Annotated in this window: 13 protein-coding genes; all 13 read right to left on the reverse strand. The window is 61.4% G+C overall.

Translation table 11 applies throughout. The features are described 5' to 3' along the window. Positions 1-33: 33 nt before the first annotated feature. The 13 genes from pgsA to MWL89_RS08565 all read right to left on the reverse strand — a co-directional run bounded on the left by pgsA (position 34) and on the right by MWL89_RS08565 (position 18,065). Positions 34-1,278, reverse strand: a complete 1,245-nt coding sequence (pgsA, locus tag MWL89_RS08505) for a CDP-diacylglycerol--glycerol-3-phosphate 3-phosphatidyltransferase (RefSeq protein WP_244385716.1) — start codon at positions 1,276-1,278, stop codon at positions 34-36. Between the two features lie 3 nt (positions 1,279-1,281). After that, a complete protein-coding gene (gene rimO / locus MWL89_RS08510) occupies positions 1,282-2,568 on the reverse strand; it encodes a 30S ribosomal protein S12 methylthiotransferase RimO (RefSeq protein ID WP_425226266.1) in 1,287 nt (428 codons plus the stop codon). 39 nt (positions 2,569-2,607) lie between these two features. After that, the gene (locus MWL89_RS08515) at positions 2,608-3,105 is read right to left on the reverse strand and encodes a YajQ family cyclic di-GMP-binding protein (protein ID WP_102378082.1); all 498 of its coding nucleotides are present in this window, start codon (positions 3,103-3,105) and stop codon (positions 2,608-2,610) included. Positions 3,106-3,314: 209 nt separating this feature from the next. Then, on the reverse strand, positions 3,315-4,424 hold the full coding sequence (locus MWL89_RS08520; protein ID WP_244385718.1) for a helix-turn-helix domain-containing protein: 1,110 nt from the start codon (positions 4,422-4,424) through the stop codon (positions 3,315-3,317). Between the two features lie 4 nt (positions 4,425-4,428). Then, on the reverse strand, positions 4,429-6,903 hold the full coding sequence (locus tag MWL89_RS08525; protein WP_244385719.1) for a DNA translocase FtsK: 2,475 nt from the start codon (positions 6,901-6,903) through the stop codon (positions 4,429-4,431). Positions 6,904-7,037: 134 nt separating this feature from the next. Then, positions 7,038-8,927, reverse strand: coding sequence for a ribonuclease J (locus tag MWL89_RS08530; RefSeq protein ID WP_102378080.1), 1,890 nt, complete (start codon positions 8,925-8,927; stop codon positions 7,038-7,040). Between the two features lie 21 nt (positions 8,928-8,948). Further along, on the reverse strand, positions 8,949-9,848 hold the full coding sequence (gene dapA / locus MWL89_RS08535) for a 4-hydroxy-tetrahydrodipicolinate synthase (protein ID WP_244385720.1): 900 nt from the start codon (positions 9,846-9,848) through the stop codon (positions 8,949-8,951). Positions 9,849-9,922: 74 nt separating this feature from the next. Then, positions 9,923-10,687, reverse strand: a complete 765-nt coding sequence (dapB, locus tag MWL89_RS08540) for a 4-hydroxy-tetrahydrodipicolinate reductase (RefSeq protein ID WP_244385721.1) — start codon at positions 10,685-10,687, stop codon at positions 9,923-9,925. A gap of 393 nt (positions 10,688-11,080) precedes the next feature. Further along, on the reverse strand, positions 11,081-13,309 hold the full coding sequence (locus tag MWL89_RS08545) for a polyribonucleotide nucleotidyltransferase (RefSeq protein ID WP_102378076.1): 2,229 nt from the start codon (positions 13,307-13,309) through the stop codon (positions 11,081-11,083). Positions 13,310-13,494: 185 nt separating this feature from the next. Then, on the reverse strand, positions 13,495-13,782 hold the full coding sequence (rpsO, locus tag MWL89_RS08550; protein WP_102378075.1) for a 30S ribosomal protein S15: 288 nt from the start codon (positions 13,780-13,782) through the stop codon (positions 13,495-13,497). A gap of 178 nt (positions 13,783-13,960) precedes the next feature. Continuing rightward, entirely contained in the window at positions 13,961-16,012 is a 2,052-nt protein-coding gene (locus MWL89_RS08555; protein WP_244385722.1) for a transporter substrate-binding domain-containing diguanylate cyclase, read from the reverse strand. Positions 16,013-16,229: 217 nt separating this feature from the next. Further along, positions 16,230-17,360 carry a sensor histidine kinase gene (locus tag MWL89_RS08560; protein ID WP_102378073.1) on the reverse strand — a complete coding sequence of 377 codons (1,131 nt, stop codon included), beginning with the start codon at positions 17,358-17,360 and terminating at the stop codon, positions 16,230-16,232. A 9-nt stretch (positions 17,361-17,369) separates the two neighbouring features. Further along, the gene (locus MWL89_RS08565; protein ID WP_102378072.1) at positions 17,370-18,065 is read right to left on the reverse strand and encodes a response regulator transcription factor; all 696 of its coding nucleotides are present in this window, start codon (positions 18,063-18,065) and stop codon (positions 17,370-17,372) included. Between the last annotated feature and the right edge of the window lie 141 nt (positions 18,066-18,206).

The raw sequence follows: 18,206 nt of genomic DNA on the forward strand, positions 1-18,206 counted from the left end.
CGGTTCATACGCGCATGGGATTCGAAAGCCGCTCTATGACGCGCCCGCCTCCTCGAGCCCCTCGATTCCGTCGCGCAGAAACTCGAGGGCCGCTCTCACTGTCAGCATTCTGACCTGCTCGCGATCGCCGGGAAAACGGCAGAGCTTCGAGACCGTGATGCCCGCGTTCGCAAGGCCGATCCACACGGTGCCCACCGGCTTTCCCGGAGCCGCTCCGCCAGGTCCCGCGATGCCGGTAACCGACACGGCTATATCGACGCCGAGCTTCGCGCGCGCGCCGACGGCCATCTGCTCGGCGGTTTGGGAGCTCACCGCGCCCACAAGGTCGAGCGTTTCGCGCTTTACGCCCAGCTCCGCTTGTTTCACCTCGTTCGAATAGCTTACGATTCCGCCCGCAACGCTCTCGGAGCTTCCCGGTATCGCCGTGAGCGTCGCGGCGATAAGGCCGCCGGTGCAGCTTTCCGCCGTACCTACGGTAAGGCCCGCAGCCTTCGCGGCGTCAAGAACCTCTGCCGCAAGTGTTTCGAGGGCGGCGGGCTCGATGGACGCCATCTGCCCGGCCGTCAGCGATTCGCTTCCGGAACAGCCGCCCGGTTCGCCCGAGGCGGCGCTTTCGCGTTCGGCTTGCTTGCGGGCCCTACGGGCCGATTTCGTGAACCCGAGGATCTCGCGCGCCTTGACGAAGTAATCGAGCATGGAGATGATCGTAAGCACGAGGGCGACGAACATGACCGCCCACGATATGAGGTAGAGATGGTTGCTGAGCACTTCGGAAAACGTCGTAACGGGCGTCGAATCCTTGATGATGAACAGGACGATCGCAATGATCTGCGTAACCGTTTTCGCTTTTCCGTACCAGCTCGCCGCGATCACGACACCCTGGCTGGCGGCCACCATGCGAATGCCCGAAACGATGAATTCGCGGCACAGGATGACGAGGGCCACCCATGAGGGGAGCACGCCGAGCTCGATGAGCGCGAGCAGGGCCGCGGCAACGAGTATCTTGTCGGCGAGCGGATCCATGAACTTGCCGAGATTCGTCACCTCGCCCCTGCTGCGCGCAAGATAGCCGTCGAGGCCGTCCGTCGCAGCGAGCAGAATGAAGATACCGGCCGCGATCCACGATTTCCATACCTCCGCATCGGCCCATACGGGCAGCCATGCGGGCCAAGGGCTGATGATCGCGATGACGAACAGCGGTACGCCGCAGATGCGGAGCAACGTTACGATGTTCGCCGGGGTCCAGAGCTTTTCATGGGTGGGATTGGGAGCTGCCATCAGCTACTCTGCCTCCATTTCGTACAGCAGGGTGTCGGCGATCGTCACCGACACGATCTGGCCGGGCACGCCTTCCCCGAGATACACCACGCCGTCCACGTCGGGAGCCTGGCACTTCGCCCGTCCGAAAAGCTGGCCGTCTTCCTCGCACCCGAGCACAAGCACTTCCATGCTCTCCCCGATGCGCTCGGCAACGCGCGCTGTGCATGCGGCATCGGCGATATCGCGGAGCGCTTGGGCGCGCTCGAGCTTCGTGTCCTCGTCGATCTGGTCGGGCATGTCCGCCGCCCTCGTGCCGTCCTCGCGGGAATACGCGAACACGCCTACATAATCGAGATCGACCGATTCGACGAATTCGCACAGATCGTCGAAATCCTCCTCGGTTTCACCGGGAAAACCCGCGATGAGCGTCGTGCGCAGCGTCGCATCGGGAATCCTCTTTCTGATGCGCCCGACAAGCGACTCGAACTCCTCGCGGGAGCCGGTGCGGTTCATGGCGCGCAGTATAGCGGGCTTTACGTGCTGCAGGGGGATATCGAGATAACTGCAGATGTTGTCGTGGGTTGCCACCGTCTCGATCAGCGCATCGCTGATGCCTTCGGGCTGAATGTACATGACTCGGAACCACGTATTCGAAAACCGTCCGGCAAGGCGCGCGAGCAGCTCCGCGAGCGTAGACGGTTCAGCGAGATCATCTCCCCATCGGCCGGTATCCTGGGCGATGAGAACGATCTCCCTCGTACCCGAGGATACGAGGCGATCGACTTCCGCTTCGATCTCCTCGTAGGGAAAGCTTCTATACCGCCCCCTGATGAAAGGTATCGTGCAGTACGAGCAGAAGCGGTCGCACCCATCGGATATCTTCACGTAGGCCGATACGGCCGCAGTCGATGCGGCTCGACCGGCAGACGCGGACCCACACCGCATCGATGCCAGATCGACTTCGAGCGCCTCGGCCAATAGCTCCGCTATGTCGTCTTCCTTGCTGCAAGGGACGAACGCCGCCGCCTCGGGCAGCTCCGCTTCCAACTCGTCTCCGTAGCGCGCCGGCATGCATCCGGCAACGATGAGCGGTACGACCCCGCCTGCGGGCCGCTCGATGCCCGCAAGGTCGAATATCGCCTCCAGGCTTTCCTCGGTTGCCGCCTCGATAAACGAGCAGGTGTTGACGACGATGGCATCGGCTTCCCGCGGGTCGTCGGCCAACGCGAAACCCGCAGCCTCGGCACGCCGCGCCATGCGATCGCTATCGACCTCGTTTTTCGCGCACCCGAGCGTTACAAAAGCCACGCTCGGCGTATCGCTTCGCAGAACCATAGCGTTCGCCGGCTATCGGTAGTTGACGTATTGGAGCGGTTGGCCGTAATCCTTTTCCTTCAGGAAGGCGATGACCTCCTGAAGCGCATCGCGGGACGCGGAGCTCACCCGTAGCTTATCTCCTTCGATCTGCACTTTGACCTTGAACTTCCCTGCCTTGATATCCTTGTTGATGGTCGATGCGGTATCGCGGTCGATGCCCTCGACGATCGATGCCGTTTGACGGACGCTCTGCCCGGCGGCCGCCTGCACGGCGCCCCATTTGACTGCCGCAAGATCGATGCCCCGCTTGATGAGCTTCGATCCGATGACGTCGATAACCTGCTTGGCGACGAAATCGCTCGGGGCGGCCACCGTTATCGTCTTGCCTTGCTTGTCGAGCGATATTTCGGCACCCGAATCCTTGAGGTCGTAACGCTGTGTCAGTTCCTTCTTCGCCTGGCCGAACGCGTTGTCGATCTCCTGCATGTCGACGCTCGATACAACATCGAAGCTTGATTCCTTTGCCATGTCGTTCCTTTCAGCTCGTGCTCTATGGATGCGTTGCCGCATACGATCGAACGTGCGTGCATCGCGCATAAGGCCCGGCGCAAGCCGAGCCTCTCAATGTACCGCTTTATTATAGGCGAGCGGGGGCATTTTCGCTCCCGCTCGCCCAGATACTCGGAAAACATCCCTGTTTCGCCCCAAACGGGCTTGCAGGTTGCATGCTCGAAGGCCTATTCCGACGAAGAGCCTCCCGCGTCTCCCCCGCTGTTCGCGTTCGCACCCTCGGCAGTCCCGTCCGAACCAGCGGTTCCGGCGGAGCCTGCGGTGCCGTTCTCCTCCTGCCACTTTTGCAGCACGGCGGCGAAATCGACGGTGACCTCGTACACGCCGTCATTGTAGGGCGAGGTCAGCTCGAGCTCTTCTCCGTCTTGGTACACCTTGACCGCATCGGGGTTCGTCGTCTTGAACCTCAGCTTGCCCGTTACTTCGTATTCCTTGTCAGCCGGCCCGGATATATCGTCGGCAACGATGGTTACGTCATCTTGGATGATCTCCACGTAGGGACTCGCTCCCGACCCGATCTCGTACTTGAACACCGTGCTCGCCGGCGCAACCTTGGTGGGCGTCGGCTGTTGGACGTCTCCGCCCGAGTCCGCTCCCGAATCGGTCGCACCCGAATCCTCGGGATCGGTCAATCCGCTGACGGGCATCTTGGGTGCATCGGCGTCGTTGGAATTACCCTGCCCGAACACCAGCACGAGCACGATTACGAGCAGGATGAGGATAACCGCTCCTGCGATGATGAACGGCAGTTTCGAGCTGGCAACCGAAGGCGCCTTCGGCCCCGAGTAGAAATTCGTGTACTGGGTGTTCGGCAACGCGCTTCTGCTCGAGCGGTGCGTCTGCTCCTCGCCTCGCCCCGCTCCGCGCGCCGCTTCGGTACGACGTCTGTCCCCATGCGGATCGTCAACGTAGAGCTTGCGCCCGAGAGCCGACGTTTCCGGTTCGTCGTAATCGCGCCGAGCCCTCCCCCGTCCGCTCGCTGCCGACATATCGAACCCGGTTTGACGGGCGCCCGAGCGCGCTCGGCCCACCTGATAGGCATACGCTTCGTCGAGGTACATGCGGGTTACCTCGGTCGGATTGAGGCCGAGGTAACGGGCGTATGCGTTCACCATATTGCGAGCGTACCCGCGCGGGGGCATACGCGAGAAATCGGCAGCCTCGATGGCTTGCAGGATATCGGGGCGTATGCGCAAACGGCGGGCAGCCGTCGCTAAATCGTAGCCCTTGCGCATGCGGGCGTCTTGCAAAACCGTTCCAAAACTTACCTGGTCCACGTCGTCACTCCTCCGCAAACGATGGTTCGCCGGCTTCGTCCTGGGCTTCGAACGCCTTCAGCGTTTCGAGTTCCATGGCATCGACGAGCACCTCGCGCGGCTTGCTGCCGTTCGGAGGTCCCACGACGCCCTTTTCTTCAAGCATATCCATTATACGCCCAGCTCGAGAATAGCCAACTTTGAGGCGCCTCTGAATGTTCGAGGTCGATCCGAGGCCGCTCGACACCACAATGTCGGCCGCCTCCCAGATGAGCGGATCGTCGCTCGATCCGCTGCCCCCCGAGCCGTCGGGAGCCGAGGCGCCGAGCGTGATGAGGTTCGTCGTGAGGATCTCCGAGTGGTATTCGGGCTCCCCCTGCGCCTTGAGCATATCGACGACGGCGCCGATCTCGTCTTCCGAAACGTAACAGCCCTGGATGCGCTGGGGCTTTGCGTACTCGGGCTTCGAGAACAGCAGATCGCCGAGACCAATAAGGTTCTCGGCGCCCGGCGTATCGAGCACGACGCGCGAATCGATGCCCGATGCGACGTTAAATGCGATGCGGTTGGTGATGTTCGCCTTGATGAGGCCGGTTACCACGTTCGTGGAGGGGCGCTGCGTTGCAACGATCAGATGGATGCCGGCCGCACGGGCGAGCTGAGCGATGCGGGCGATGGAGAACTCGACTTCCTTGCCGACGTTCATCATAAGGTCGGCAAGCTCGTCGATGATGATGACGATGTAGGGAAGCTCCTTCGCCTCCTCGTCGCCCACATCCCCTCGCTGCACCTTCGCGTTGTACTGCCCGATGTTGCGCGCGCCGACCTTCGAGAAGATCTTGAGCCTGCGCTCCATCTCGGCAACGCCCCACGACAGCGCGCTCGCCGCCTCTTTCGCCTCGGTGACCACCGGCACGTACAGATGGGGAATGCCGTTGTAGGGCGTGAACTCGACCCGCTTGGGGTCGATCATGATGAAGCGGACCTCGGAGGGGGTCGCCCTCATGAGGATCGACATGATCATCGCGTTGATGGAAACCGACTTGCCCGAACCGGTCGTGCCGCCGATGAGCAGGTGCGGCATCTTCGCGAGATCCGACACGATCGAAGCGCCCTCGACGTCCTTGCCGATGGCTATCTGCAACGGGCCCTCGGTCGCATCGCGCAGTACGTCGCCCAGAAGCACGCTCTCGCGCTTGCTGTTCGGCACCTCGATGCCCACGTAGTTCGTCCCGGGAATCGGCGCGAATATGCGCACGCCCGGAGCGGCGAGCGCGAGGGCGATGTCGTCCTCGAGAGCGGTAACGCGGCTTACGCGCACGCCCGCCGGAAGATCGACCTTGAAAAGCGTAACCGTGGGTCCGGCAACCCAGCCGACCACTTCGGCGAGGATGTTGAAGTCTTCGAGCGTCTCCTGCAGGCATGCGGCTGTTTCGCGCAGGTCCGCTTCGCTTGCGCCCGACCCCTTGCCCGACGAACGGGCGAGCAGATCCATCGGCGGAAGAGAGAATCCCTCGAGAGGCTGGGGTGCGGCAAGCGGCGTCGAGCTCTTGGATGCGGCCTTGGGAAGGGTTTGCGTCTTCGGCGCCTCCGCCGTCTTCTCCTTCTCGGCGCTCTTCTTCCCGAGCTTGCGCGTCATCGGCTGCTCGTGGGCTTCGGGCTCGTCGAACACCGGCACCGCGCCCGCGAGCACCTGGGTGTTGAGCGACGAGGTCGCCCGCTTCGGCCGACGTTCGATCTTCGAAGTGTACGCGTTGGCGACGGCGGCGGGAGCGGCCTCCTCCTTGACGGAATCGCGCTGGCGCTTGATCCGGGGCTCGAACGGCGGCGCGTCGAGCGCGGTCGTTTCATCGAGATCGTCGTGCTCGCGCAGCGAACGCACCTTCTCTATGAGGCTCGAGATGGAAAACCCGATGACGACAAGACCCGCGACGATGATGCCTCCGAGAATGATGGCCGCAACGGTCTGGCCGAACAGCGTGAGGCCCGCCCATGCGATTCCGGCTCCGATATAGCCGCCGCGCGCCGCAAGCGCGCCCTCGTCGAACAGGAGCATCGCATCGGTTTGCGCGCCCGGCGTAAAGAGGGAGAGGAGGGCCAGCACGGCCACGAAGATCATGACGAGGCCGACCGCGACGCGAACCGGCACCTGCTGGCGCTCGAACCGAATGAGGAAGCTCGCCCCGATAACGAGCAGAAAGAACGGCAAGAGGTACGCGCCTACGCCGAGCGTGAGGTGAAGCACCGTCGAGAGAAACGCGGTCACCACCGCATCGGAGGGCATGACGGCGGCAACGAACAGCACGATGGCGACGACGGCGAACACGACGCCGACGATATCGCGCTGCGTGCGCTCGTCGAAGAGGCGCGGGGCCTCCTCCACCTTTGCCGCACGGGCGCCTTTGCTTTTCTGGGCCTGTTTTTCCTTGGGTGAGGCTGCCTTCGCGCCCTTGCCCTGGGACTGCTTTTGCTTGGCTGCTGAGTTTGTCTGGCGAGCCACGTCAGAGCTCCTTTATATACTGTGTTTATGCTGCGATTGTCAAACTTCGCCCATTATAGACGAAAAGCCCGCTTGCGCGGGCTTTTTTCTCCGTTCAGCGACGAATCGTCACGGGTGTGTTTCCTATCTTACCCTTACGGCACGTCGAGGATGCTCACGATCACCATCGGGCGCTGCTTCGTCCGCTCCCACAGTACCGAAAGCAGGGCGCTCTTGCACGCCTTTTCGAGTTCACGGGTCTGGGTTTCCTTCGCAAGCGCCCGCTTGAGCGCGTTTCTCACGGTTTGGGCGGCATCCTCTTGGAGGTATTCGTCATCGCCTCCCGTAATCCCGTGCATCTCGACGCGCACCTCGCTCGCCACGTCCTTGCGCTTCTTCGACACGGCTGCTGCAACGGTTGCGAACCCTTGCGCTCCAAGCGCGTTGCGCTCGTCGAGCACGCTTTGCGAGGTGTCGCCGACCGAGAGGCCGTCCACGAACACGATGCCGCTCTGCACGGTTTCACCCCGGCGCACGCCCCTCGAGGTGAGTTCGAGGCTTTCGCCGTTTTCGCAGATGAAGATGTTCTCGCTCGGCACACCCGTCGCCTCGGCGAGCTTCGCGTGGGCCCTCAGGTGGGTGGCTTCGCCGTGCACGGGCATGAACGAGCGCGGTTGCACGATCGAGAGTACGAGCTTGAGCTCCTCGGCACCCGCGTGGCCCGATACATGCACCATGGCGCGTTTCTTATCGTACACATCGGCGCCGATCTTCGCGAGCGAATTGATCACCCGCGTGACGGCCTTTTCGTTGCCGGGCACCGGCGTGGCCGAGATGATGACGGTGTCGCCCTCTTCGATACTGATAGTGCGGTGCTCGCCGTTGGCGATGCGCGCGAGCGCCGAAAGGGGCTCCCCCTGCGATCCCGTGCACATGATGACCACCTGGTCGGCGGGTATTCCCTTAAGATCGTAGGCATCGATGATATCGCTGTCGCTCACCTTCAAGTATCCGAGCCTGCGGGCGATATCGGTGTTCTGGATCATGCTTCGGCCGGTGACGACCACCTTGCGCCCGTTCGCGATAGCCGCATCGCAGATCTGCTGCATACGGTGAATGTGGCTCGCGAACGAAGCGATGATGACGCGGCCTTTGGCCTGCGAGATGATCTTCGAAAGATTCTTTCCGACTTCGGCCTCAGAGGGCGTGAAGTTGGGGTTCTGGGCGTTCGTCGAGTCCGACATCATGAGATCGACGCCGATCCTGCTGAACTTCGAGAGCGCCCCGAAGTCGGTATGCACCCCGTCGATGGGCGTCTGATCGAGCTTGAAGTCACCCGTGTGAAGCACGTTTCCCGCAGGACTCTGAAAGAACACGCCGACCGCACCGGGAATCGAGTGGTTGACCGCGAAGAACTCGGCCGTAAAGCATCCGAGCTTGATCTGATCGCCCGGCTTTATCTCGACGAGCTTCGCGTTCTTGATCTTATGCTCCGCCAGCTTGCCCTCGATGAGGCCGAGCGTAAGCTTCGTCGCATAGATGGGAACCTGCCTATCGAGGTCTTTGAGCAGGTAGGGCAGCGTCCCCGTATGATCCTCGTGCCCGTGCGTGATGATGATGCCGCGCAGCTTGTCGGCGTTCTCGAGCACATAGGTGTAATCGGGCAGGATGAGGTCGATGCCCGGATGATCGTCGTCGGGAAACATCAACCCCGCGTCGTCGAGGATCATGTCGCCCTTGCATTCGAAGGCCGTCATGTTCTTGCCGATGGCATCAAGGCCGCCGAGCGGGATGATCTTAAGCGTCGCCTTCGAATCCTTCTTCGGCGCTTCCGAGGAGCGCTTGTCGCTTTGCTGGTTGCGGTTTCTCGTGCTGCGGCTCTGCGTGGCTGCACCCCGCTTTGCAGCGGGCTGGTTCTGCGCTTCGTCGCCCTTGGTGAGCTGGGGCCTCTTTCGCTCCAGCTGGACATGCTTGTACGAGCGCGTATTCTTTTCTTTACGCGCTTGATCATTCTCGCGAGTATCGCGAGTATTCTTCTGTTCCATACTATTCCTTTGTCTTAGCGCTTACAGCACTCCGACTTCCCGCATAACCTGCGCGAGATGCTCGGACTGCTCCGGCGTTGCATCCACCAAGGGGAGCCTTACGCCCCCAACGGGGAACCCGGAAAGCTTAAGCGCCTCTTTCACGAGGATCGGGTTCGATGTGGCAAAAAGCTCTTTCATCAGCGGTTGCAACGCATTATGAGCTGCCTGCGCGCCATCGTAATCTCCGGCGGCGGCAAGCTCAACCAATTCCTTCATACGTGCGGGAGCAACGTTGCCGATCGTCGAAATGACACCGGCACCTCCCATTTTCATGATTGAGAGGGTCGCCTCGTCGTCTCCCGAGTACACCTGGAAGGTATCGGGCGATTCTTCGATGATCCTCTTGATCTGCTCCATGTTACCCGAAGCTTCCTTCACGGCAACGATGTTCTCGACATCGTGAGCGAGCCGTAACGTGGTATCGGCCTCCATGTTGACAACGCAGCGTCCCGGGATGTTGTAGAGGATGACTGGAAGGTCGACCGCTTCGGCAATGGTCCTGAAATGCTGGTACAGGCCTTCTTGCGGAGGCTTGTTGTAGTACGGAACCACAAGCATAAGGCCGTCGACGCCAAGCGCTTCGACCTCTCGGGCGAAATCGACCGTATCGGCCGTGCAGTTATCGCCGACGTTCGCAAGTACGGGCACGCGGTCTCCCACTGCCGATACGATAGCGCGGAACAGTTCGATCTTCTGGGGATAGAACACCGTAGGGCTCTCGCCGGTAGTGCCGTTGACGATGAGCGAATCGCTTCCGCCGTCGACGAGACGGTTAGCCAAAGCCTGTGCCTTATCGAGGTCGAGTTCGCGGTTTTCGTCGAACGGGGTGACCATCGCGGGTATCATGCGCCCGAATCGGGGCTCGGCTTTTGCTGCCATGCTGCTCTCCTTCGATACTGCGTTTCTCGGTTTCAGTGTTGTCATGACCGTACATTATGCCACGGATGTACGCTCTAGGCCATGAAGTTCTCCAAACCTACAATGAGTCCCTGCTGCTCCCCTACGCTGCGGATACCGAGAAGAACGCCGGGCATGTACGAGGTGCGATCCCATGAATCGTGTCGAATCGCGAGCGATTGGCCCATCGAGCCGAATACGACCTCCTGGCTGGCTACGTACCCCATCGATCGCACCGAATGCACCGGCACGCCGTCGACGAGCGCACCACGGGCGCCCTCGCATCCCTCGATCTCGGTCTCCGCCCCAGGAGCCGAGCTTTCGAACGCGCGCGCTTCGGCGATGATCTGCGCCGTACGCACAGCCGTACCGCTCGGCGCATCCTTCTTTTTCGCATGGTGGAACTCGATGACTTCGGCTTCGGGGAAATAGGGGGCCGCAGCCTTGGCGAACTGCATCATAAGCACGGCGCCCGTCGTGAAGTTCGGCGCGTAGAACAGGCACGCCCCGTTTTCTGCAGTGGCAGACAGCTGCTCGAGAGTGTCGTTCGAAAGCCCGGTCGTACCCACTACGCAATCGATGCCCGCGGGTAGGCAGACGGCCAAGTTGCCCGCCACCACATCGGGCTGCGTGAAATCGACGAGCACGTCGAACTCGGCTCGGTCGACCGCTTCGGCAACCGAAGCGTACACGGGAAACGGAGCGTCGGCCCCATGGGGGTCGATACCGCATACCACATCCATATCGTCGGCGGCGCCCACCGCGTCGACAACGGTTTTTCCCATTCGTCCGGCACAGCCGGAAACCGCAACTCGAATCATCGGAAACTCCCTATCTCTCGTTTACCGCAATGGTATCACAGCCCGCTTGCCCCGCCTTCGTCCCTTCGGAAACCGGCAAGGTAAACCGAGACGCCGCCCACCAGGACCTTGCATGTTTTTGCGAGGACCGTTTTCGCAGCGGGAGCTTCGAAGCGGCATCCTGCTGCCTCGGGGCTCCTCGGGTGTTTTCCGGAAAAGCCCCGCTTGCACGCGCCTCTCGCCATCCACCCGCAACGGCCACCCGCACGGCTGCGCCGCAACAAGCCGAGAAGGGCATCCCATCGATATGCGAATGCAAGCCCTACAACCCGCGGTCGAAGCATGGCGGGCCCCGCATCGCGGTCGATGCGGGGCCCGCCCGTTGGTTCTAACGCTTCAGCGGTGACGTATCCGCTAGTGGCGGCGGCGCGGCGTGCGGCCGTTGTTGCCGCCTTCGCTCTTACCGGAGCTCCCGCCGTTACCGCGGTCGCTGCGCTCCTTGCGATCGCCGCGACCCGGACGGTTGTCGCCCTTGTCGCTGTTGCCGGAAGATGCGGGGGCATCGGGCTTATCGACGCGATCGAGCGAGATCTTGCCGTTGTCGCCCACTTCGATGACCTCGACCTTCACGATATCGCCAAGAGCCAGCACGTCCTCGACCTTGGCGACGCGTCCGTTGGCCATACGCGAAATGTGAAGCAGGCCGTCTTTGCCGGGCGTCAGCTTCACGAATGCGCCGAAGTCTTTGATGCCGACGACTTCGCCGTCGTAAACCTCGCCCACCTCGGGCTCTTTCACGATACCGAGGATGATGGCCTTAGCGGCTTCGCCTGCAGGACCCTCGACGGCGGCGATATGCACGGTGCCGTCTTCCTGAACCTCGATCGTTGCGCCGGTCTCGTCCTGAATGCCGCGGATGACCTTGCCGCCGGTGCCGATGATATCGCGGATCTTGTCGACCGGGATATGGATGGTCTCGATGCGCGGCGCGGTGTCGCGCAGCTCTTCGCGCGGCTCTGCGATCTCGTCGAGCATGGCCGACAGGATGAAGGCACGGCCGTCCTTGGCTTGAGCGAGCGCACGGGCGAGGATATCGACCGAGAGGCCCTTCGCCTTGTTATCCATCTGAAGCGACGTGATGCCGATCTCAGTGCCGCACACCTTGAAGTCCATGTCGCCGAGGAAGTCCTCGATGCCCTGGATGTCGGAAAGGATGACAACGTCGTCGCCTTCCTTGATGAGGCCCATGGCGATGCCCGAAACCGGGCGCTTGATCGGCACGCCCGCATCCATCAGGGCAAGCGTCGAGCCGCAGGTAGAAGCCATCGAAGAGGAGCCGTTGGACTCGAGCACCTCAGAAACCACACGGATGGCGTAGGGGAACTCGTCTTCGTCCGGAAGCACCGGAATGAGCGCGCGCTCCGCAAGCGCTCCGTGGCCGATTTCGCGGCGCTTCGGGGCGCCCATGCGGCCGGTCTCGCCGGTGGAGTACGGCGGGAAATTGTACTGATGCATGTAGCGCTTGCCCTCAGCAGGATCGATCGTATCGAGACGCTGCCATTCGTTGAGCATGCCGAGCGTGCAGATGGAGAGCGCCTGGGTCTGACCGCGCTGGAACAGGCCGGAGCCGTGAACGCGGGGCAGGTAGCCGGGAACGATGTGCAGCGGGCGGATCTCTTCGGGTGTGCGACCGTCGGCGCGCTCGCCCGTCTCGATGACCATGGCGCGCATCGCGTGCTTCTCGAGCTTCTTGAGCTCGGCGGCGATGTCGCTTCCCCAGGCAGCGCACTCCTCTTCGGAGAATTCGTTCTCCTTGATGGAAGCCTTGAGCTCGGCGACTTTGTCCATGCGGGCATGCTTGTCGGCATCTTTGAGCGCCGCCGACATCTGATCGAGGAACGGCTCGATGCGCGCCGCGATAGAGGGATCTGCCTCATGCACGTTGTAGGACATGGGCTCGGGGTTCGCCTTGGCGATGAACGCAGCCTGCTTCTCGCAGAACGCTGCGATGGCCTCCTGACCGAACGTCATGGCCGCAAGCATATCCTCTTCGGATATCTCGTCGGCGCCGGCTTCGACCATGGAGATGTAATCGGCCGTGCCGGCAATGGTGAGCTCGAGATCGGAATGCTCCTGCTCCTCGAACGTCGGGTTCACGATGAACTCGCCCGTTTCTATATCGCGGGCGATGCGCACGCAAGCCGCAGGGCCGTCGAACGGTGCGCCACCGACCATGAGCGCCGCGGACGCGCCGGCAACGCAGATGCAATCGGGCGGGTTGACGCTGTCAACGACAAGCGTCGTGGCCACGACGTGGACTTCGTACTTGTACCCGTCGGGGAATCCGGGGCGGATGGGACGGTCGATCATGCGCGCGGTCAGCGTGCCCTTGTCGGAAGGACGGGCCTCGCGCTTGAGATAGCCGCCGGGAATGCGGCCGACGGCGTACATCTTCTCGATGAAGTCGACCGTCAGCGGGAAGAAGTCGTAATCGGGCTTTTCCTTGCCCACCACAGCGGTGACCAAAACGGTGGTATCGCCCTGGGTGACCAGCACGGCACCGGTAGCCTGCTTGGCGAGCTCGCCGGTTTCGAGTCGGTACGACTTGCCGTACAGTTCGAAGGATTCGACAATTTTTTCCATAGTGCTTGTTCTTTCTTTCTCTTTTGCCCCCCGCGCCCTATTGCGCGAAAGCTTCTTCGGCTGTGCGGGTACTTATGTTTCCCGCTGCCTCGAGCAGAGTCGCCCTTGCGCCTCCGACCGATCCGGCACCCCGCATTCTGCAGGGCCCCGATATACAAAAGCCCGCTTGTGCGGGCTCATGCTTACTAGATGTTGTCGCGGATGCCGAGCTTCTTGATCAGAGTACGGTATTCCTCGATATCGCGATTCTTGATGTACTTGAGGAGGCTGCGGCGCTTACCGATGAGCATCATCAGACCGCGGCGGGTGTGATGATCCTTCTTATGCTCTTTCAAGTGCTCGGTCAAGTTGCGGATGCGCTCGGAGAGAATCGCGACCTGAACCTCGGCGGAGCCGGAATCCTTTTCGTCCTTGCCGAATTCCTTGATGAGTTCCGCGGTACGCTCCTTGGAGATACTGTCTTTGTTAGCCATGTTTCACCTTTCCTGGTAATCGTTCGCTTCGCGCTGGGAAGGCAAGCAGGTGGGCATGCAAACCAAGTGCGAAGTCGGGCTGCCGTTTGGCAACCTGCATAGTGTATCGGTTTTCCGCTGATGGGGCAAGAATGCGTTTGGGGCGAACGCGCACGTCCACAGGCTGAACACAAGGTGGCTACCCGATGGCGAATCCGTGTTTGCCGTTGCGCTTCGCCCGATACATCGCCTTGTCGGCGCGATCGTAGAGATCGGCGTAGCGTTCCTTTCCGCGAATCAACGCAACGCCTATGCTCACCCCGAGCTCGTAGCCAAGCGCTCCTGCGGCCTCGTTGACGTGCGCCAGAAGCCTACCGCACAGAAGTTCGACGCTCTCATCGGAAAGGGGGCCTCTTACGCAGGCGGCGAACTCGTCGCCGCCGAGACGGCCCACGATGTCGACGTTACGAAACGTCTTGCGCAGCGCTTCCGCGAAGGCCATAAGCGCCGCATCGCCCTCGAGATGCCCCCTCGTGTCGTTGACGCGCTTGAAATCGTCGATGTCGATGACGAAGAAGGCGCCCGCACATCCCTCCTCGATAAGAGCGCGCGCCTTGTCTCGAAAGGTTCCGACCGCCAAAAGACCCGTCAGATCATCCTGTTCGACACGCATCTCGAGCCGGTCCTTCTCCGCCTCGACAATGCGCATCGCCCTGGCTCGGGCACGTGCGTACAGCACGGCGAGCACGATGATCACCATCGCAACCAGCAAAGCGACGAGAACGATTTCGACCGCATAATCCTTAACGAACTGCTCGAGCGTGAGCTTCTGGGTTTGCGAGACCTCGCCGTACAAGCTCGTGTTCACGACCCCGGTCGGCATGTTTTCTATCGCCTTGTTTACGATCTTCAAGAGCGTAGGATCGGAAGATATCGGGAACGCAAAGCATACGCTGTTCGAAATGCTCGCGTCGAGAATCGCGGCGATGTTGCGGTACTCCCGCGATGCCATGTAATAGGGAGCCGTGTACCCGTCGGTATTGGTGTAATCGGCCTTCCCCTCGTCGATGGCGTCGATGCATTCCTTCATCGTATCGAAGACGACCACGTTGTCCGCTTCATCGTAGACGCTCGCGCGATCCCTCGTGACCGCCAAGCGCTTACCGCTCAGATCGCTCGTATCGACCGACGAGTTGACGATTTGCCATGAAAGGGATTTGAGATAGGGCGTACCGAGCTGAAAGCTCTCATTGCGAGCGTACTCGAAGTCATGGGGAACGCCCGCAACCATATCGAGGTCGTATGCTGCGATGGCATCGCCCGGAGCCATATCGTCGGGAATCTCAATGGTTTCGATGCACAGCCCCGTGTACTCGGAAACGTAGTCGAGCACCCCCCTGCTCGCACCGCGCATCTCCCCTGTGGCATCGTCGGTGTCCTGAATCGGGGCCGCTCCCGGCACGTACCCGACCCGAACCGTGCCTTTTTGCTCAAGGTAGGAAACCATGTCCGCTGAAAGGCCGCTCGTATTCTCGTTGCCCCCGATGTACTTTGCGTACAGCTCGCTTTGGAGCTGAGGGTCGGCGTTCTCGAGGCTCGCGATCGCCTCGTTCAATTGGGCGGCGATATCGCCGTTGCCCTTCGCTATCCCGAAGTAGAACGGTTTCGGCTTGAACGTGGTCACGATATGCATGCCTTCGATCGGCGAGAGGTCGACGCCGAGCACGACATCCGCTTCCCCCCTCGAAACCGCTTCCGCGGCGCTCTCCTGGCCGTCGCATTCGACGATCTCAAGCTCGATATTGTTCATAGCGCAAAACGCCTTGAGCTCCGCCGTGGCTACGGGAGCGGGCCCGTTAGTCGCAACGCGCAGGTGGTCGAGCCGGTAGATGTTCGTATCGGTTATCATGGCGTTCTCGTTATCGGCAAAGAGCGCCGTATGGCCGTTGCCGTACGGTTTGACCGAAAAGTCGTAGATCTCGGCGAGCGCATCGCTGTACGACATGGCGCCGAGCATGTCGATCTCGCCCGCTTCGAGCATGTCGAGCATCTCTCCGAGCTGCTCGTCAAGACTGCCTTCGACCGTCACGTACTCGTAGCGCCACCCCGTGTACTGCGAGACCTGTTCGAGGTACTCGTAAGTGTAACCCGTGTACGTTCCGTCTGCGAGGATTTCAGAAAGGCCCTCCTGCTGCGGGAACCCCACGCGAACGACCCTCTGCTCCCCTGACGCAGCCGCACCTTGCTGCACGGCACCCCGGTCCTCCTCGTCTCCGAAGGCGATCCCGCACGCAGCCGATGCCGTCGCCAACGTAACAAAAAGGAGCGCACAAACAAAAAAGAGCCAGGGCAACGCGGTTCTCCGCGCAGCCCTATATGTTATTGTTTTGATCATTGTTTCAGTATAGCAGGGCAAGGCGCTTCGGGCGTACCAGAAGTTGCACCACGCGAAAAACCGACAGCGCCGCCTAGAAGCCCGCCTGCGGAATCCAGATGGCGAAACTCGTCATGCCGTTTTCGCTCGCTGCGGTGATGTCGCCGCCATGCGCCCGCGCTATTTCCCGCGCGATGGCCAGCCCGAGCCCCGCACCGCCCGATGAAGTCGTGCGCGCATCGTCGCCGCGGTAGAACTTCTCGAATATGCGATCGAGATGTTCGGGCGTAATCTCCCGGCCCCTGTTGACGACCATGATCTTGAGCCAGTTCGTCGTCCCGATCACGCTCTCCCCCACGTGCACGTCGACCGTGCTTCCCTCGTCGGCGTAGGCGAGCGCGTTTTTCAGCACGTTGTTGAACACGCGGGACAGACGGTTCGCGTCGGCGAAGGTGGGAAGCTCCTCGGGGGCGTCCAGCTCGATCGAAAGCGAGCGGGCCGCAGCCTGGGGGTAGAACTCGTCGATCACCTGCTGGCAGAACAAGGTCACGTCGAAGCGGCTTCGCTCGATCGGAATGGTCTGCAGGTTGTAGCGCGTGATCTCGAAGAATTCCTCTATGAGCTCTTCGAGTCGATAGGCTTTTTCCAGCGTGATGCTCGCGTAGCGCGCCCGGGTCTCGATGGGCATGTCGGGCGATTCGGCGAGCAGCGTCAGGTATCCGACGATGGAGGTCAAAGGAGTTTTTATGTCGTGGGCGAGATAGACCACCAGTTCGTTCTTGCGCTGCTCTGCCGCTTTCGCCGCCCGCTCGCTGCGCTCCCGTTCCGCCTGTATGTTGTTGAGGGCAAGCGCCGTCGTCGAAAGCTCGGACGGAAGATCGATCGGGGCATCATCGTGCGTGAGCATGCCGCCGACCGCCTCGAAGAGCGCATCGAAGTACCGGAGCGCCCGATTGATCCCCGCTCGGATGATCAGGATGATGCCGAAGAGGTACCCGAGAGCCGCGCCGAGGTAGTACAGCGTCGACAACGCGTTGTACAGCGTATAATCCATGCCCCCGAGCAGGCTGTAGAACACGAAGTTCGAAAGTGACGGCTTCAGAAGCTCGACGATGAGGAACGCGGCGGCGAACACCACGGTGAACAGCACCGCGTTGATAATCGTCCTCCAGAGAATCGAGCGGCGCAAGGCCTTGGTCTGGTCGTTGGTGTATTTCGCCGGCATCGGGAGACCCTATCCGAGCTTGTATCCGACGCCCCACACCGTTTCGATGTACTCCTGGGACGAATCGACCTGCGCGATCTTCTTTCGCAGGTGCCTTATATGGACCATGACGGTGTTGTTGCCCTGCACGCTCGCCGCCTCGCCCCACACCGATTCGAAGAGCTCGCTTGAAGCCACGGGTCTACCCGCGCGCTTCGCAAGGCACAGCAGTATCGCGTACTCCTTCGGGGTAAGCGACAGCTCCTCGCCGAGCACGCTTGCGGTATACGATTCCTCGTCGATGCTCACTCCGCCGACCTCGAGAACCGTCGAGGCGCTCGCCTTCGGCACTTCGACGGCCGATCTGCGCAACCGCGCCTTCACGCGCGCCATGAGCTCGCGCGGCTTGAACGGCTTGACGACGTAATCGTCGGCGCCGAGCTCGAAACCGACCACCTTGTCGATCTCCTCGTCTTTCGCCGTAAGAAAGATGACGGGCACCTGGCTTTTCTTTCTGATCTCCCGACAGCAGGTGAACCCGTCGATACCGGGCATCATGATGTCGAGAATGACGAGATCGAATCGGTCTCGCTCCATCAGCTCGAGAACCTGGGCGGCCGAATAGCACACCGAGGGGCGGTACCCCTCGTCGGCGAGCAGCTTGCCGACCAAATCGGCGATCGCCGCCTCGTCATCGCAAACGCATATGTGTTGAAGTGGCTCCATGGCCCAATTGTACCGTCAAGGGGTCGCGAAATCGCTGCGTACACAACAATTAAGGAAAATTTAAGGAATCGGTTACTGCTTCTTCTAGGACGAATCGAGTCCTGATGGCGATACTCGATAGGGGCCCGTTCGCAGCGAACG

Source organism: Raoultibacter timonensis, assembly GCF_022845715.1.
Lineage (GTDB): Bacteria > Actinomycetota > Coriobacteriia > Coriobacteriales > Eggerthellaceae > Raoultibacter > Raoultibacter timonensis.

Excerpts from the sequence above, each read along its gene's own strand:
- pgsA (WP_244385716.1), bottom strand. The coding sequence starts at position 1,278 with ATGGCAGCTCCCAATCCCACCCATGAAAAGCTCTGGACCCCGGCGAAC.
- MWL89_RS08515 (WP_102378082.1), bottom strand. The coding sequence starts at position 3,105 with ATGGCAAAGGAATCAAGCTTCGATGTTGTATCGAGCGTCGACATGCAG.
- MWL89_RS08530 (WP_102378080.1), bottom strand. The coding sequence starts at position 8,927 with ATGGAACAGAAGAATACTCGCGATACTCGCGAGAATGATCAAGCGCGT.
- dapA (WP_244385720.1), bottom strand. The coding sequence starts at position 9,848 with ATGGCAGCAAAAGCCGAGCCCCGATTCGGGCGCATGATACCCGCGATG.
- dapB (WP_244385721.1), bottom strand. The coding sequence starts at position 10,687 with ATGATTCGAGTTGCGGTTTCCGGCTGTGCCGGACGAATGGGAAAAACC.
- MWL89_RS08545 (WP_102378076.1), bottom strand. The coding sequence starts at position 13,309 with ATGGAAAAAATTGTCGAATCCTTCGAACTGTACGGCAAGTCGTACCGA.
- rpsO (WP_102378075.1), bottom strand. The coding sequence starts at position 13,782 with ATGGCTAACAAAGACAGTATCTCCAAGGAGCGTACCGCGGAACTCATC.
- MWL89_RS08560 (WP_102378073.1), bottom strand. The coding sequence starts at position 17,360 with ATGCCGGCGAAATACACCAACGACCAGACCAAGGCCTTGCGCCGCTCG.
- MWL89_RS08565 (WP_102378072.1), bottom strand. The coding sequence starts at position 18,065 with ATGGAGCCACTTCAACACATATGCGTTTGCGATGACGAGGCGGCGATC.